Raw genomic sequence first — 16,722 nt, forward strand, 5'->3', positions numbered from 1 at the left:
CGACTAATATTTTTCTAGTAGGCCTGATGGGCTCCGGCAAAACTACGGTTGGCCGGGCCCTGGCAAAAAAACTTAATAAGCGATTCATTGATTCTGATCACGAAGTAGAGGCACGTACTGGGGTCTCTATTCCTGTGATATTCGAGATCGAGGGCGAGGCCAGTTTTCGTCAGCGTGAAGCGGATGCCATACGTGATTTAACGGCACAGGAAAATATCGTTTTGGCTACAGGTGGCGGTGCCGTGTTAAATGCAGAAAGCAGGAAGTTTTTGCATGAGCGCGGCACCGTTATTTATTTGCGCGCAGGAATACAAAGCATATTGCAGCGTACCCGGCATGACAAGAACCGGCCTTTATTGCGTACCGGTGACCCCCGCAAAAAGCTGGAAGAGTTAGAATCCCAGCGTGACCCTTTATATCAGGAAGTTGCCCATCTGGTGGTTGAAACCGGACGGCCCAATGTCCAATTTTTAGTACAGTCCATACTCGATAAATTGCCGCCGCAATTCGGCAGTGAGACGGATGGTAGTACAAAGCAAACTATGTCTCCCGAAAATAATTCCTCAAGCACGGTCTTGAATGTCGATTTAGGTGAGCGCAGCTATCCCATTTCCATCGGTCCTTCTCTGTTGTCTGATAGCCAGTTCCTGCAATCCCAGATCAAGGGCAAGCGCATTGTCATCGTAACGAATACCGTTGTCGCCCCCATTTATCTGGCCGCACTGGAAGCAAGTCTGCGCGCCGCTGGCAAGGATGTGGTCTCCGTTGTGTTACCTGATGGTGAAGAACAGAAAAACTGGGCCAGCCTGATGCTTATTTTTGATGCCCTGCTGGAACAGAAATGTGACAGAAAAACCACCTTGCTGGCGCTGGGCGGTGGTGTGATTGGTGACATGACCGGCTTCGCCGCTTCTGCCTACATGCGTGGTGTACCGTTTATCCAGGTGCCGACTACTTTGTTGTCACAAGTCGATTCTTCTGTCGGCGGCAAGACGGGTATCAATCACCCGCTGGGCAAGAATATGATAGGCGCGTTTTACCAGCCGCAGGCAGTGATTGCCGATATTGCTACCCTGCAAACCCTGCCGGACAAGGAGTTGTCGGCCGGTCTGGCGGAAGTGATCAAGCACGGTGCGATTATCGATGCTGCCTTTTTTGACTGGATAGAAGCCAATATGGCCGCCTTGCGTGCCAAAGACGCCGAGGCTTTGACGTATGCCATTTTGCGCTCATGTGAAATCAAGGCCGATGTCGTACGCCAGGATGAACGCGAAGGCGGATTGCGCGCTATTTTGAATTTTGGTCATACCTTTGGGCATGCCATAGAGTCTGGTCTGGGATATGGCAAATGGTTGCATGGCGAAGCCGTAGGCTGCGGCATGGTGATGGCCGCAGACTTGTCCTGCCGCCTTGGATATATGGACTACGTCAGCAAGACCCGCATCAAGCAACTGGTAGAAGCAGCAGGTTTGCCTGTTGTTGCCCCAGATCTGGGAGAAGAACGCTGGCTGGAATTGATGGAAGTGGACAAGAAAAACGAAGGCGGCAAGATCAAGTTCATCTTGTTGAAACCCTTGGGGCAGGCTGTGATTACGACCGTTCCTCAGGATATCCTGCTACAAACCCTGCGTAGCTGTATTTCTCACTGACGAACATGCTCTCTGACGCTCACCTCGCTCCCTATGCAGCACAATCTGCCAGCACGCGAGGCCGGCGTCACGCTGAAGAGGCGTCCTCTTCACGCAGTGAATATCAGCGTGACCGTGATCGCATCATCCATTGCACCGCCTTTCGCCGTCTTGAGTACAAGACCCAGGTCTTCGTCAATCATGAAGGCGATTTATTTCGCAACCGCCTGACCCACAGCCTGGAAGTAGCCCAGATAGGACGTTCCATTGCCCGCAATCTGCGCCTGAACGAAGATCTGGTCGAAGCCATTTCGCTGGCGCATGATCTGGGGCATACCCCTTTCGGACATGCGGGCCAGGATGCCCTGAATGCCTGCATGAAGGCATTTGGCGGGTTTGAACATAATCTGCAAAGCCTGCGTGTGGTCGATCAACTGGAAGAGCGCTATGGCGCATTTGATGGCTTGAATCTGACTTTCGAGACCCGTGAGGGCATACTCAAGCATTGCTCCGTCACCAATGCCAGATTGCTGGGCGAAGTCGGCCTGCGTTTTATCGAAAAGAAAAGACCCAGCCTGGAAGCACAGGTAACCAACCTGGCCGATGCCATCGCCTATAATAATCATGACATCGACGATGGTTTGCGCTCCGGTTTGCTGCAGGAAACGCAATTGATGGACCTGGACATTTATGCCCGCCACCGTGCGGTTGTGGATGCCAGCTACCCCGGCATTAATGGACGGCGGGCGATTGCTGAAACCATACGGCGCATGATCAATACCCTCATCGTCGACCTGATACAGACCTCAGCGCAAAAAATCCGTGAATGTGCACCGGCCAGTATCGATGCGGTGCGTGAGATGGAAAGAATGATTGCGTTTTCCGAACCCATGTACCAGGAAGCACAGGCACTCAAGCAATTCCTGTTTGAAAACCTGTACCGGCATTATCAGGTTAATCGCATGACTTTCAAGGCCAGACGGACTATCAGTGAATTGTTTGGAGCCTTGTTCCAGGAACCGAATCTGTTGCCGCCTGATTATCAGGTAAAACAGATACAGCCTGAAGAAGAACACCTGCCATTACAGGTAAGAAAAATTGCAGACTATATTGCTGGCATGACAGATCGTTATGCCATGCGCGAGCACCGCCGTTTGTTCATGGTGGATGAAATTTGAATCTGAAACCGGGCTATCATAGCCCCCTTTTTTAGTTTGGAAAAAACATGCCCTCCCTCTCTTCCTTGTGTGCCCGTCTTGTATTCACCATTGCTGTAGCCGGTAGTGCCGGGGCGGCTTACGCGCTGTCATTGGCAGATTTAAGTAATCAGGATGCCAGTACCGGCCTGAAAGCTGCGCTGGACAAAGGCTCGGCGGCGGCAGTCAGCAAGCTGGGTGTGGAAAACGGTTTTCTGAACAATGACAAAGTCAAAATTCAATTGCCTTCGATATTGGAAAAAGCCCGCCCCATCTTGCAGATGACAGGCAAGGGACAACAACTCGATGAACTGGTGGTATCCATGAACCGTGCTGCCGAAGCCGCCGTGCCTATGGCCAAACCCTTGCTCGTGAACGCAGTCAAGTCCATGTCGCTGACTGACGCTAAAAATATCCTGACTGGTGGCGAGACTTCCGTGACAGATTTTTTCAAGGAAAAAACCGCGGCCCCTCTGAGTGCCCAATTTTTGCCCATGGTCAAAGGGGTGACGGACAAGGCAGGCTTGTCGGCCAAATACAATAGCATCATGGGACAGGCACAGAAATTCGGTGCTGTTTCCCAGCAAGAAGCAACGGTAGAAGGCTATGTCACCCAGAAAGCCATGGATGGCCTGTTCCTGATGATTGCCGAAGAAGAAAAAGCCATACGCAAGGACCCGATTGGTGCTGGCAGCAAGGCGATCAGCAAAGTGTTCAGTTTGCTCAAGTAATCGACTGCTGATGTTGCTTAGGCATATGTTGCTTACGCAATAGACATGCAATGAATGGATGAAAGAAATTCACCGGACGCATGAAAAAAATTCTTTGACCATGAATTTTTTCACGAAAGAAAATCGTTCAAAAAATGCAACATCGCCCGGCAAGCCTTGCTACGTAAGGCTCGCCGGGGAATGCTGGATTTTATTCCGCAGTGACTGGCGGTTTGATGCCCGGATGTTGCGTAGTTTTACTTAAGTAGCGTAATTTTCAACATGTTGATCACTTCCTGCTAACTTGGCACGGTAATTCATTAATTCCATTTTTGAACTACCAACCAAAAAATAATTCAGGAGACCAGCATGTCCTATAAAATCCAATCCCTAGTTGCGTCCGCATTGTTGAGCTGGGTGGCTGTTGCCCATGCCGCTGAACCGATCAAAATCGGTGTTGCCGGCCCGTTTACCGGTGGCTCTGCACCAATGGGTGTATCGATGCGTGACGGCGTCAGACTGGCCGTCAGCGAAATTAATGCCAAAGGCGGTATCCTGGGCCGTCAGTTGCAATTGATAGAGCGCGATGACGAAGCAAAAAATGAGCGTGGTGTACAGGTTGCACAAGAGCTTATCAATAAAGAAAAAGTATCTGCTACTGTCGGCTATATCAACACCGGTGTGGCACTAGCTTCCCAGCGTTTTTACCAGGAAGCCAAAATTCCGGTGATGAATAATGTGGCGACAGGTAGTGTAGTCACCAAGCAATTCCTCGCGCCGGAACACAAAGATAATTACATTTTCCGTACAGCTGCCAGTGACACCATACAGTCAGCAATGATTGTTGATGAAGCCGTTACCAAGGGCAAATTCACCAAAGTCGCCATCCTGGCCGATTCGACCAATTATGGTCAGCTTGGGCGTGAGGATCTGGAAAAAGTATTGAACGCAAAAGGCATCAAGCCAGTCGCAGTAGAAAAATTCAATGTCAAAGATGTGGATATGACAGCCCAGTTGCTGAAGGCCAAACAAGGCGGTGCGCAAGTCATCCTGACCTATGGTATCGGCCCTGAACTGGCGCAGATTGCCAACGGTATGGAAAAACTCGGCTGGAAAGTGCCGATGATAGGTAGCTGGACACTGTCCATGGGTAACTTCCTCGACAATGCCGGTAAGAATGGCGATGGTGCAATGATGCCGCAAACTTTTATTCAAGACCCGAATACACCTAAGCGTAAAGCCTTTATCGAAGCTTACCAAAAGGCATATAAATTGGAACGCATGCCGTCGGCCGTTTCTGCAGCGCAGGGCTATGATTCCATTTATCTGCTGGCAGCGGCATTCAAACAGGCTGGCAGTACAGATGGCGTGAAAGTGCGTGAAGCACTGGAAAACCTGAATGAAAAAGTCGAAGGCGTGGTTACCACTTACAACAAGCCTTTCACGCACGATGATCATGAAGCCATCAAGCCAGGCATTCCTGTCATGGGTGAAGCCAAGGGTGGTCATATTGTTCTTGCCAAATAAGGCTTAGGCACACTCTGTAGCCAACTGGTCAGCTCCACTCCGGGGCTGACCTTTTTTTCAGTCTGTCAGTTTGTTCACTGGCCCGGGTTGATCCCGGGCCGGTTGATGAACTGCACTCCATTGGATGGAAAAAATGGAAATCTTACTTCAACTTGTTTTCAGCGGTATTGCCCTGGGCATGATCTACGCGGTCATCGCCTTTGGCTACCAACTGACATTTGCCACATCAGGCACGCTCAATTTCGGTCAGGGTGAAGCGCTGATGCTGGGGGCCCTGGTTGGTCTCAGCGTAGTCGGCAATGTGCACGGTGGGCCGTATATGAATTACTGGCTGATGATACCCATCGTCATCGTTTTTGGTGCCTTGCAGGGCATGTTTGTGGAATGGATAGGCGTACGCCCGGCCATCAAGATCAAATCCGAATTTGGCTGGATCATGTCTACTATTGCACTTGCCATTATTTTTAAAAATGTCGCAGAAAATATCTGGGGCAAGGATGATCTGACCTTTCCTTCGCCGCTGTCGGCAGCGCCATTCCAGATATTCGGTGCTAATGTACAGCCCATGCAAGTAGTGGTGGTACTGGGGGCGCTGGCAATGATGCTGGCAGTAGAGTTTTTCAACCGCAAATCCATTTACGGCAAGGCAGTGGTCGCTACCTCGAATGACAGGGATGCGGCTGGCCTGATGGGCATCAATACCAGCATGGTCATTACTTTTTCCTATGCATTGTCATCGGCTACCGCGGCGATTGCCGGCGTGCTGGTCGCACCGCTGACACTGACTGGTGCCACCATGGGTTCCGCCCTTGGCCTGAAGGCATTTGCGGTGGCGATTATCGGTGGTTTGACGTCTGGTGTTGGCGCCATCGTTGGTGGACTGATATTGGGCATTTCGGAAACCACGACTGGTTACTATATCTCGACTGGTTACAAGGAAGTGCCTGGCCTGGTATTGCTGTTGCTGGTATTGGCGATCAAACCGGCGGGTCTGTTCGGCAAAGCTGCCATCAAGAAAGTATGAGGCCGTATCATGAATAAAAAGACCTTGCTCATTGCTATTGTCGGAATTGCTGCACTGGGCCTGTTCCCGGTTGTCATGCACAATCCTTATTATCTGCACCTGGTTGAAACCATACTCATCTATGCCATTTTGTTGTTTGGTCTCGATATTGTGGTTGGCTATACCGGCCAAGTATCACTCGGCCATGCCGGCCTGTTTGGCATAGGTTCCTATACTACCGGCGTGCTGGTGTTTAAACTGGGTTTGCCATTCCTGGTGGCTGTGCCCTGCAGTATCGCCGTGGCAGCGTTGTTTGGTGCCTTGCTGGCCCTGCCTGCATTGCGCGTGACCGGCCCTTACCTGGCCATGGTGACATTGGCGTTTGGTACCATCATCACCATCCTGATCAATGAGATGACTTTCCTGACGGAAGGCCCCATGGGTATCAAGCTGACCAAGCCTGTGGTGTTCGGCCACAAATTCACCGAGGTGGAGTATTACTACGTCGTCGCGGCGATGATGGTGCTGGCGCTGATTGTGGTCCATCGTATTTTGCGCTCGCACCTGGGCCGGGCATTTCAGGCTTTGCGTGATAGTCCGATTGCTTCTGACTGTATGGGGGTGTCGGTGTATCGCTATAAGGTGATTGCCTTCGTCATCAGCGCTGCTCTTGCGGGGCTGGCGGGTAGTTTGTATGCGTATTCAGAAGAATATATTTCACCGAATACCTACAACTTTGAACTGACCATCATGTTCTTGCTGGCAGTTATCATGGGGGGGCGTAAAACCCGTAGCGGTGCCTTGCTGGGTGCCCTGATCGTGGTCATGCTGCCGTCGCTGCTGGCTGATATAGAACTGTTCCGTAAAATTGCCAGTGTGGCAGCTGTCATTGCGGTGCTTGCAGGTGGTGCAGCGATAGCCAAGCAGCGCAAGACCGTACGTGAAATGCTGGTGCCGGTAGGTGCAACGGTGGCCATGGCCCTGTTTTCCTACAAGCTGGAAAACATTACAGACTGGCGTTTGACCATCTTTGGTTTGATGACCCTGTTCGTCGTGTATTACCTGCAGGATGGCATCGTCGGGTTTGCCAACAGCCTGCTCGGGAAAGGCGCACGCCATGTGGAACTGGATGCCGCCACAGTCAAAGCCAGTCACGATCTGGCCATCATGAAGGCCAGTGAAGCCAGGGTAGGTGTGTTGCTGACCGCCAGAAAAGTGTTGATGCAGTTTGGTGGCTTGAAGGCATTGAACCAGGTTGACCTGCAAATTACCAAAGGCACGGTGCATGGCTTGATTGGCCCGAACGGTTCTGGCAAGAGCACCATGATGAATGTGCTGACCGGGATCTATCAACCCACCGACGGTGTGGTGGAATTTGGTGGCCATGTCATATCCGGCAATACTCCATCGGCAATTGCTCTTGGCGGCGTGGCCCGTACTTTCCAGAACGTGCAGTTGTTTGGTGAAATGACCGCGACTGAAAATATCCTGGTTGGTCTGCACAATACCTTCCGCAGCAACGTACTGGATGTCATGTTGAATACGCCGCGTTATCAGCGTGAAGAACGCCAGGCCCGCGAGCGCTCTGCCAGCCTGCTGCATTTTGTCGGCCTTGCTGACCTGGCAAATGAAGAGGCGCGCAATCTGCCGTATGGCAAACAGCGTTTGCTGGAAATAGGACGTGCTCTTGGTTTGAATCCGCAATTGTTATTGCTGGATGAACCTGCGGCCGGCCTGACCGCGCCTGATATCAAGGAACTGATAGCCATCATTCACAAGATACGTGAACACGGCATTACCATCATCCTGATTGAACATCATATGGATGTGGTCATGTCGATCTGCGACATCGTGACCGTGCTTGATTTCGGCCAGAAAATCGCCGAAGGCAAACCGGCTGCCGTACAGGCTGACCCCAAAGTGATAGAAGCCTATCTTGGTGGCAGTGTGTCCGATACCGCCGACATCGTCGCTGCATAAGGAGAACATCATGTTGAGCATTTCAAATTTACATGCAGCCTATGGCAAGGTCGAAGTCTTGCATGGCATTTCTCTGGAAGTACCTAAGGGAAAAGTGGTGACACTGATAGGATCAAACGGCGCCGGAAAAACCACGACCATGCGCGCCATTTCTGGCATGCTGAAACCGAAAGAAGGTTCTGTCGTGTTGGCCGGCAAGGATGTGACAGGGATGGATTCACACAAGATCGCGCGCGCTGGCCTGGCCCATTCACCGGAAGGCCGGCGCGTATTTGCCACCATGTCGGTGACGGACAATCTGTTGCTGGGTGCCTTCCCGCGTTTTACCCGTAGCCGCCCGCGTGGCGACATAGAAACTGACTTGCAAAAAGCCATGGACTTGTTCCCGCGTTTGAAAGAGCGTCGTAATCAGTTGGCCGGCACCCTGTCTGGTGGTGAACAGCAGATGCTGGCGATGGCCAGGGCAGTGATGCTGAATCCAGATGTCGTCCTGCTGGATGAACCTTCCATGGGGCTGGCACCGATACTGGTGGATGAAGTCTTTCGCATCATCGTGCGACTGAAAGAGCAGGGCATTACCATGCTGCTGGTGGAACAATTTGCTGCGGCCGCTTTGGCTGTGGCAGATTATGGTTATGTGCTGGAAAATGGTCGTATCTCTGTGCATGGACTGGCTGCCAATCTGCAAAATGATCCGGCTGTGAAAGCGGCTTATCTGGGTGGTGGCGCGCATCATTGATTCATGCTGTGCGATTGTATAAAAATGGAGAGCTTGCTCTCCATTTTTTTGTCTTTTCTTGAGCAAGCCTGTATTGTTTATGTTATTTTGCATGGAATTGGCACCCGTCAGAAAAGATCGGGAATATTGAAAACTTCAAAAATTGTGCATCACTATGGCTTCGATTTTCTCGCGTCTTTGCAAAGCGTTTCTGATGTCGGCGACTTTCTTCTGTGTATCGAGCATGGCAGCACCCGTGTTACAAGAACACCATACCGAAATTGATGGGAAGCAAAGACGGTATTACCATTTTTTTGACCCCTTGGCGCTGCATCCGGGGCAAGTCATACTTCTGGTCAGCGGTTCTGGTTGCAATGATTTTTCGCTGCGCCTTCCCCTTTTTTTTGAACGGTATACAGAGCCGGTCAATGTCTATTATCTTGAAAAAACGCGTGTTGAAAAACAAGCTGACGGTAGCAAGTGTTCGCCAGAATTTCAGGCAACAGACAAATTTGAGATACGCCTTGCCGATCATTTGAAGTTTATGGAGCAGGAACCTGATCTCAAGAAAATGCCCGCGCGTTCCATCGCTGTGCTGGGTTTTTCTGAGGGCGGAGCCATTGCTCCCTATATCGCCAGGGACAGCAAGAAAGTCGGCTGGCTGGCGACTGCAGGTAGCGGTGGTTTGAAGCAGAGTGAAGAATTTTTGATTTTTGCAGATCGTGGTATCGAGCCTTATGCAAAACCTTTTTCAAGAGACTATTTTTTGCAGATGTATGACGATATCAGGCGTGATGGCAATAATCTTGAAAAAGAATTTTTTGGTCATTCATATGCTTACTGGTCCGGGTATTTGTTTTCTGATCCCTTGATCGTGTATGCACAACTGGATATCCCCATGGTGGCGGCGATGGGAGAGAAAGATGACAGTGTGCCTATAGAGTCAGGGCGTGCCTTAAGGGATTATTTCTTGAAGCATCCTGAAAAGGATTTTCAGTTTGTGGAGTTCCCCGGTGCCAGTCATGGATTGAAGACGGCTGATAGGAATGGGGCACAGGAGTTTATTGCGAGTTTGGCGGCGTGGTTTAAGGGGGATAAGAGAGCGTTTGAATTGAAGTAATTGGTGTCAGTAACGAGCGGATACAAATTTCAAATAAGGTATTTTTATTGACTCGTTCCAGCGTGGTTTTGGCACACTATTGCGTGAGCTAATTTCAGATTGTTAGTGCTTTGAACAATCTGATTTTCAATGCCAATAGACGTTAATTTTCGAATGCAGGCCGGCGGTAGACCGGTGGCTACCTAGCTTTTTGCTTCGCCAAAAAGGTAGGCCAAAAAGACCACCCAGGCGTCTTATCCACTGCGCCGCTTGCAAGCGGCTTAGATATTTGCAGCGCAAAGCATGCTTTGCGAAACCCTGCCAATATCCCCTGCGGGGTTCCCTTTGCTGCAAGTCAAAAAATGGGAAGGTCCGAAACTCGCCTGCGGCCTTGCTTTGGGAACATGCGCTTGCAAGCGCATGCCGTTGCACAGGTGAGGTGCATGCACCTCGAAACCCCTGCTACACCTCAAACATCGGCCCTTCTTTTTCCATTTTCTGTCTCGCATCAAAGGCTTCGACACATCGGAACTGCAGAAATTCAAAAGCAATCCCAACTTCAAAACCAACGACAATTCGACCTCTAGTTAAATTGCTTTGGCGGAAGTAATTTATCCCTGCAAAAAGCGCAGCGGATGTGCATGAGTAGGCCACACCTCTGAAAAGAATCCGGACACTTGCTCTGCCGTCACCTCTGCCAGCGTGGCGGGTGACCAGCGTGGTGTGTTGTCTTTGTCCACCACTAAGGCACGCACTCCTTCCAGCACTTCGCCGTGCTTGAAGCAGTGGCGCACCATGTTTCTTTCCATGCGCAGGCAATCGGATACCGTCATGCTGGCGCTGCGTCGTAGTTGCTCCAGTGTGACGGACATCAAAAGTGGGGAACGTTTTTGCATGATGGAAAATGCCTGCTGTGCAAATTCAGATGTGTCTTGCTGCAAGTGTTTGCTGATCTCGATAGCACTGTTTCCGCTGAACAGGGCATCAATGCCTGATCTGTTTGCTGCCAGTTTGCTGTTGCCGGGCAGTGCCTGATCTGCAAAAGGAGCCGCAAATTCGCGGATCGCCGCTCGCACATCCGTGGCGGTATTTTGCTCCAGAAGATGCATCAAGGCGGGCAGTTCTGATGTCGGTATAAATACATCAGCCAGCCCTGCATACAATGCATCTGCTGCGTTGATGATTTCACCGGTCAAGCCCATGTAGGTACCGATTTGCCCCGGTGCACGCGACAGGAAATAACCTCCCCCCACATCCGGGAACAGGCCGATATTCACTTCCGGCATCGCCATCTTGGTACGTTCCGTGACAATGCGCAGGCGGCAGTCATTGCCGGCCTGGGCAATGCCCATGCCACCACCCATGACTACTCCATTCATCAGCGCGATATAGGGCTTGGGGTAAAAATGGATTAAATGATTTAGTGCATATTCTTCAGTAAAAAAGTCTTCCAACAGGGCAGAGTCTCCCATGGGGGTTGCAGTACCCACGTCATAAAAGAAACGTATATCGCCCCCTGCACAAAAAGCCTTTTCGCTACTGCCGTGAATGAACACCGCACGCACATTGGCATCGTCTTGCCAATCCAGCAAAATCGTGGTGAGCGCGCGCACCATCTCCAGCGACAATGAGTTCAGCGCCTTGGGCCGGTCCAGGGTGATATAGCCTATGTTGTTCTTGACAGAAGTGAGGACAAATTCGCTCATGGTCATTGGCTATGCAGTAGAGAATGAAGCTGCTATTTTAGCTTTGTCAGCGATGCGCGTCACGGGATGTATAAGTATATGAGGAAACAGTGCAAGTAAAGCATGCTCCTTGCAGTTGCAGTTGCAGTTGCAGTTGCAGTTGCAGTTGCAGTTGCAGTTGCAGTTGCAGTTGGGTTTGACTTTGGGGTTGTTTTTGAATTTAGCAATTCCGATGTGTCGACGCCGTTTGTGCGGTACAGAAAATGGAAATAGAAGAGCCGATGTTTGAGCGTAGCGAGTTTCGGATCTTCCCATTTTTTGTACCGCACAAACGGGAACCCCGCAGGGGCGACGACGCCTCGGTCGCCTTCTTTTGCTTCCTTTTCTTGGCGAAGCAAGAAAAGGGAGTAGCTGCCGGGCTACCCCCGGCTGGCAATCTTAAATACTGTGGGTAAGTACATAAAAGCTAAACACGTAAAACAATGCCGACCTGACATTAAATCAGACCGTGGTATGCCAAACGTTGCTAGATCGCCGGCCCGCTATATTCCTGCCTACGTAGGAAGGGAAGTAATACCTGTACAGCTTGTCAGAGGGCAATCCATTTAGTGATTTGAATATATGATTTATTTCAAACCATTCACCCAACAAAAAAGGACGCTTTTCGCGTCCTTGTTTTGGATACCCGCAACCCGAAGGCAGGGGTGGTGAGTCTTATGAAGCCGATGCCGGATCAGGTATGTGCTTGATGGCGTCGTGCTGATGGTTTTGTATCTTGTCTTTGTGCTTGATGACCTGGCGATCCAGTTTGTCTACCAGCGTATCGATCGCAGCATACAGATCATGCGCCAGACTTTCTACATGAATATCTTTGCCACTGATATGCAGATTAATGTCGGCTTTGTGTCGTTTTTCCTTTTCCCGGAGCTTGTCCACCGTCAGGATGACGGCGATATCAATGACCTGGTCGAAATGTCGCCTGATACGTTCTAGTTTGGTATGTACATATTCACGAATTGCAGGAGTTACTTCGACGTGATGTCCACTGATGGTGAGATTCATACTGTGCTCCTATAGTGATGTTGCTTGCTGTAACGATAAGCTCATTGCTGTCTTATTGCCTTGAGCTAAATCATATATAGCAATTCAAACTGTGATTACAAGGACTTGCTTACAAAGATTTACGCAAACTCACTGGGGGGATTTTTAGGGCTTCACGGTATTTGGCAACTGTCCGTCGGGCAATTACCATGCCCTGTTCACCCAGCATGTCTGCAATTTTGCTATCAGAGAGTGGGCTTTTCTGGTCTTCTGCTCCTATCAACTGCTTGATGAGTGCGCGTATCGCGGTGGAAGATGCTTCTCCCCCTGTTTCCGTCGCGACATGGCTGCCGAAAAAGTATTTCAACTCAAACATGCCGTGAGGGGTCAGCATGTATTTTTGAGTTGTTACACGTGAGATAGTGCTCTCGTGTAATCCTAGTGTATCAGCAATTTCGCGCAAAACAAGGGGGCGCATGGCGACAGCACCATGTGTGAAAAAATTGCGTTGTCTTTCAACTATTGCTTGTGCAACGCGCAAAATGGTGTCGAAACGTTGCCGCATGTTCTTGATGAGCCAGCGCGCCTCTTGTAGCTGTGAGCCGAGTCCGCCTTCCCCCCGATTTTGCTTCATGATGTTGGCATACATGCTACTGACCCGCAATTTGGGCATGACATCCTGATTCAGCGTGACTTGCCAGCCATTGCCTGATTTTTTGACGATGACGTCTGGTACCACATAATCCGATTCATCGACTGCAAAGTCGATACCCGGACGGGGTTTGCACAGTCTGATGACAGTTTGTGCGTCGCGCAAATCTTCGTCGTCGCAGTCGAGAATTTTCTTGAGTTTGGTGAAGTCTCTTTGTGCAAATAAAGTCAGTTGCGTTTCGACAATCTGCAAGGCCAGCCTGCGTGTCACGAAAGCAATGTTAGGCAGGCGTTTGATTTGCAGGGCCAGGCATTCAGAAGGTGTGCGAGCGCCCACACCGGCCGGGTCGAAGCTCTGCAGCATGTTCAGGGCAAATGCCAGCTCTTCTGGCTCCACGCACAACTCCAGTGGCAGGCTGGCATGGATTTCATCCAGGGTTTCTGTCAGGTAGCCATTGTTGTCAATGGCATCAATCATCAACTCGACCAGGGCGCGGTCACGCAGCTCGCGCAGGTTAAGGCGCATTTGTTCCTGCAGATGTTCACGCAGGGTGATGTGGGCAGCACCCAGTTGCGGGCGGCCATCTTCGTCATCGCTGCTTTTGCTGCCATGATGCACATCATCAAAACTCCAGTCCTCTTCACTGGCGCTGGTGGCTTCGTTGCTGACGGCGCTATCGGCATCACCCTGAACTTCCGTGGTGCTGTTGCTTTCTTCGCGGGATGCAGGGGCTTCCATCCCTGCATCGGCGGCGGTGCTACTGGTATTGATGGCGCCATCGGCCAACAGCCGCACGGCATGGTCCAGTGGATCATCCACACGCTCCAGCATGGGATTTTCGATGAGCAGGGTTTCCAGCTCCTGGTGCAATTCCAATGTGGACAATTGCAGCAAGCGTATAGATTGCTGCAATTGAGGCGTCAATGCCAGATGCTGGGATGTGCGTAGTTGCAGGCTTTGTTTCATGATGATTCCCGTCACATCCGGAAATGTTCTCCCAGATAGACGCGACGCACGGATTCATTTTGTATGATGTCGTCTGGCTTGCCGCTGGCCAGTACAGCGCCCTGATTGATGATGTAGGCATGATCGCAGATGCCCAGGGTTTCACGCACGTTGTGGTCGGTAATCAGCACGCCGATACCGCGCTCCTTGAGGAAGCGCACAATACGCTGGATTTCAATCACGGCTATCGGGTCAACACCGGCAAAGGGTTCATCCAGCAAGACGAAGCGCGGATTAGTGGCGAGGGCGCGGGCAATTTCTACCCGCCGGCGTTCACCGCCTGATAGTGACAGCGCCTGGTTTTCCCTGATCTTTTCAATCTGCAAATCGGCCAGCAAGGCGTTGAGTCTTTTGACAATGGATTTTTCTGAAAGAAATTTTCCATTGGCATCTTTTTGCAATTCCAGTACGGCGCGGATATTGTCTTCTACCGTCAGCTTGCGAAATACAGATGCTTCCTGCGGCAGGTAAGACAAACCCAGCACGGCTCTCTGGTGTATCGGCAGTTGTGAGATATTGACGGCATCGATCGTGATGTCGCCGGCGTCGGATGGTACCAGGCCAACGATCATGTAGAAAGAAGTGGTTTTGCCAGCGCCGTTCGGGCCCAGCAAGCCAACCACTTCGCCGCTTTTCACTTCCAGTGAGACGTCGCGCACCACTTGGCGCGCACCGTAGCGTTTTTGCAATCCCTTGACGAGCAAGGTACTAGGCGTGGCAGTCATTTAATTGGTCTGTTTGGGTTGCAGGGTGATTTTGACGCGGCTAGGACCATCTACATGCTGGCCCGTGGTTGAATTGGTACCGACCGCGATATCATTTTTACTGTCATAGGACAGGTATTCCCCCTCCTGTTCCTGGGTGACTTTCTTGCCTTCCAGGTAGCGAACTTTGGCTTTGGAGATGAACTTGACGATTTCTGTCGTCTGATTGTATTCAGCACGTTCGGCTTCTCCTTCTACCCACAGATCCGTGCCGCCATCACGTTTTTGCCGGAAGCTTATTTTTTTGTTGGCACCGCCAGTCAGCACGACAAATTCATCACCGTTTGGGGCTTCGGTGACGACGGCTTTTTCTGAATTGACGATCAGGGTGCCGCGCACCAGTTGCACGCCTTTGGAGAGGACACGTACGCTGTTTTTTCCGTCTATTTCAGAATAGCCGGCTTCTATTACTGTTTCTTTGAAACTGTCAGCTTTTTCTGCACTTGCAGGCGTGTGTACTAAAGCAAAACAGGCCAGTCCCAGGCATGGGCCAAGGGAGCGTGTCAATTTCATATTTTTCATTGGCAAATATCGCTTTCTCTATTTGGATGGTGTGGAGGGCGCAGATTCACGTTTCTTCAAGTGAATTCGCACCTTGCTCAGCAGGGCCAGATGCTGGGTGGAATTGTTGGCCTCCATGCCGATGGCTGTGGTGTCCACTTTTCCTGTTTTGACGGTGACGTGTTTGTCGGTTTTGACAATATCATCGTCGGGTAATAACAATAGATAATCGGTTTCCAGTCGCATGAATTGCGAGCTGAGGCCTTCTGGCCTTTCCATACTGACATTGTCATACAGGCGCACTTCATCGTGTTCACGCTTGGGTGTGATCACCATGGATTTTTGTGATACCACGGCCAGGTCAGCCAGCAAATGCAAAGGTGGGCGATCAACATCAAAGCTATTGATTTGCGGACGCTGAATTTCTATATTGTCATTGCGTGGCAGATGTATCAGGCGCTCGCCAGTGATATGGTAATTCGCCTTGCCATTATTCGACAAACGGATGAAATTGAATTTTTCTACATAGTAATCCGGTGCCGAGCGTGCCGATGTACGGTTTTGTTCATCATTCGCATTGCGGCGTATGACTTCCATCACCCAGATAGTACCCAGGGTAATGACGCCCAGCAGTATTACTGCCAGCCAGATGCGAAAGCGGTCTATGGTCATATGATGTTTCATGACAGGTAGGCCTCGATTGCCTGTTCATATCTGCCCTGAGCGCGCAGGATGAAGTCGCAGACTTCGCGCGCTGCTCCCTTGCCACCGCTGGCAGTGGTGACGTAGTGCACTCTCTGCCTGACTTCGGCGTGGGCATTCGGTACGCTGGCAGAAAAGCCGCAGCGTGTCAGTATCGGCAAATCAATGATGTCGTCACCGATGAAGCCGCAGACATCAGCAGACAGACCCAGTTCGGTGATCAGTTGCAGGAAGGCCGATTTTTTGTCGTGTATGCCCTGGCGCACGTGGGTGATGCCAAGGTCGCTGGCGCGCTTGCTGACGATCGCCGATTGCCTGGCGCTGATGATGGCCGTGGCTATACCTGCCTGTTGCAACAGTTTGATGCCCTGGCCGTCCAGTACATTGAAGGTTTTCATCATTTCGCCTTCAGGGCCGAAATGCAGGCTGCCATCGGTAAGAATGCCATCCACGTCAAATATCATGAGCTGGATATTGCCTGCATTCTGGGCTGCAGTTTGTTTCGCCATTT

At 50.9% G+C, this 16,722-nt stretch carries 16 protein-coding genes; 9 read left to right on the forward strand and 7 right to left on the reverse strand.

The window, feature by feature from the left end; genetic code table 11:
- Positions 1 to 26 precede the first annotated feature (26 nt).
- The 8 genes from aroKB to ACO0K9_RS24120 all read left to right on the forward strand — a co-directional run bounded on the left by aroKB (position 27) and on the right by ACO0K9_RS24120 (position 9,882).
- Positions 27 to 1,649, forward strand: a complete 1,623-nt coding sequence (gene aroKB, locus ACO0K9_RS24085; RefSeq protein ID WP_422989281.1) for a bifunctional shikimate kinase/3-dehydroquinate synthase AroKB — start codon at positions 27 to 29, stop codon at positions 1,647 to 1,649.
- A 5-nt stretch (positions 1,650 to 1,654) separates the two neighbouring features.
- Positions 1,655 to 2,806, forward strand: coding sequence for a deoxyguanosinetriphosphate triphosphohydrolase (locus tag ACO0K9_RS24090; protein WP_422989195.1), 1,152 nt, complete (start codon positions 1,655 to 1,657; stop codon positions 2,804 to 2,806).
- A gap of 47 nt (positions 2,807 to 2,853) precedes the next feature.
- The gene (locus tag ACO0K9_RS24095; protein WP_422989197.1) at positions 2,854 to 3,555 is read left to right on the forward strand and encodes a DUF4197 domain-containing protein; all 702 of its coding nucleotides are present in this window, start codon (positions 2,854 to 2,856) and stop codon (positions 3,553 to 3,555) included.
- A 348-nt stretch (positions 3,556 to 3,903) separates the two neighbouring features.
- The gene (locus ACO0K9_RS24100) at positions 3,904 to 5,061 is read left to right on the forward strand and encodes an ABC transporter substrate-binding protein (protein ID WP_422989199.1); all 1,158 of its coding nucleotides are present in this window, start codon (positions 3,904 to 3,906) and stop codon (positions 5,059 to 5,061) included.
- Positions 5,062 to 5,194: 133 nt separating this feature from the next.
- Positions 5,195 to 6,085: a branched-chain amino acid ABC transporter permease gene (locus tag ACO0K9_RS24105; RefSeq protein WP_422989201.1), complete on the forward strand. Its 891-nt coding sequence runs from the start codon at positions 5,195 to 5,197 to the stop codon at positions 6,083 to 6,085.
- Positions 6,086 to 6,094: 9 nt separating this feature from the next.
- A complete protein-coding gene (locus ACO0K9_RS24110) occupies positions 6,095 to 8,044 on the forward strand; it encodes an ABC transporter permease subunit (protein ID WP_422989203.1) in 1,950 nt (649 codons plus the stop codon).
- A 10-nt stretch (positions 8,045 to 8,054) separates the two neighbouring features.
- Positions 8,055 to 8,783 carry an ABC transporter ATP-binding protein gene (locus tag ACO0K9_RS24115; protein ID WP_422989205.1) on the forward strand — a complete coding sequence of 243 codons (729 nt, stop codon included), beginning with the start codon at positions 8,055 to 8,057 and terminating at the stop codon, positions 8,781 to 8,783.
- 154 nt (positions 8,784 to 8,937) lie between these two features.
- Entirely contained in the window at positions 8,938 to 9,882 is a 945-nt protein-coding gene (locus ACO0K9_RS24120) for an alpha/beta hydrolase family protein (RefSeq protein WP_422989207.1), read from the forward strand.
- Positions 9,883 to 10,472: 590 nt separating this feature from the next.
- On the opposite strand, the gene ACO0K9_RS24125 is transcribed toward ACO0K9_RS24120, so the two are convergent.
- Entirely contained in the window at positions 10,473 to 11,567 is a 1,095-nt protein-coding gene (locus ACO0K9_RS24125; protein WP_422989209.1) for an enoyl-CoA hydratase/isomerase family protein, read from the reverse strand.
- A 102-nt stretch (positions 11,568 to 11,669) separates the two neighbouring features.
- Between ACO0K9_RS24125 and ACO0K9_RS24130 the strand changes: the two genes are divergently transcribed.
- A complete protein-coding gene (locus ACO0K9_RS24130; RefSeq protein ID WP_422989211.1) occupies positions 11,670 to 11,819 on the forward strand; it encodes a hypothetical protein in 150 nt (49 codons plus the stop codon).
- 441 nt (positions 11,820 to 12,260) lie between these two features.
- On the opposite strand, the gene hpf is transcribed toward ACO0K9_RS24130, so the two are convergent.
- The 6 genes from hpf to ACO0K9_RS24160 form a co-directional block, all read right to left on the reverse strand.
- Complete coding sequence (gene hpf / locus ACO0K9_RS24135) at positions 12,261 to 12,608, reverse strand: ribosome hibernation-promoting factor, HPF/YfiA family (protein WP_422989213.1); 348 nt, start codon at positions 12,606 to 12,608, stop codon at positions 12,261 to 12,263.
- 109 nt (positions 12,609 to 12,717) lie between these two features.
- Positions 12,718 to 14,205, reverse strand: a complete 1,488-nt coding sequence (locus ACO0K9_RS24140; protein ID WP_422989215.1) for an RNA polymerase factor sigma-54 — start codon at positions 14,203 to 14,205, stop codon at positions 12,718 to 12,720.
- 11 nt (positions 14,206 to 14,216) lie between these two features.
- Positions 14,217 to 14,969, reverse strand: coding sequence for an LPS export ABC transporter ATP-binding protein (gene lptB / locus ACO0K9_RS24145; RefSeq protein ID WP_422989217.1), 753 nt, complete (start codon positions 14,967 to 14,969; stop codon positions 14,217 to 14,219).
- A complete protein-coding gene (lptA, locus tag ACO0K9_RS24150) occupies positions 14,970 to 15,521 on the reverse strand; it encodes a lipopolysaccharide transport periplasmic protein LptA (RefSeq protein WP_422989219.1) in 552 nt (183 codons plus the stop codon). It lies immediately after the preceding gene.
- Between the two features lie 27 nt (positions 15,522 to 15,548).
- Positions 15,549 to 16,193, reverse strand: coding sequence for an LPS export ABC transporter periplasmic protein LptC (gene lptC, locus ACO0K9_RS24155; RefSeq protein ID WP_422989221.1), 645 nt, complete (start codon positions 16,191 to 16,193; stop codon positions 15,549 to 15,551).
- Positions 16,190 to 16,720, reverse strand: a complete 531-nt coding sequence (locus ACO0K9_RS24160; protein ID WP_422989223.1) for a KdsC family phosphatase — start codon at positions 16,718 to 16,720, stop codon at positions 16,190 to 16,192. Before ACO0K9_RS24160 ends, lptC begins: the two co-directional genes overlap by 4 nt.
- Between the last annotated feature and the right edge of the window lie 2 nt (positions 16,721 to 16,722).

This window comes from Undibacterium sp. Ji50W (assembly GCF_049340445.1).
Taxonomy (GTDB): Bacteria; Pseudomonadota; Gammaproteobacteria; order Burkholderiales; family Burkholderiaceae_D; genus Undibacterium.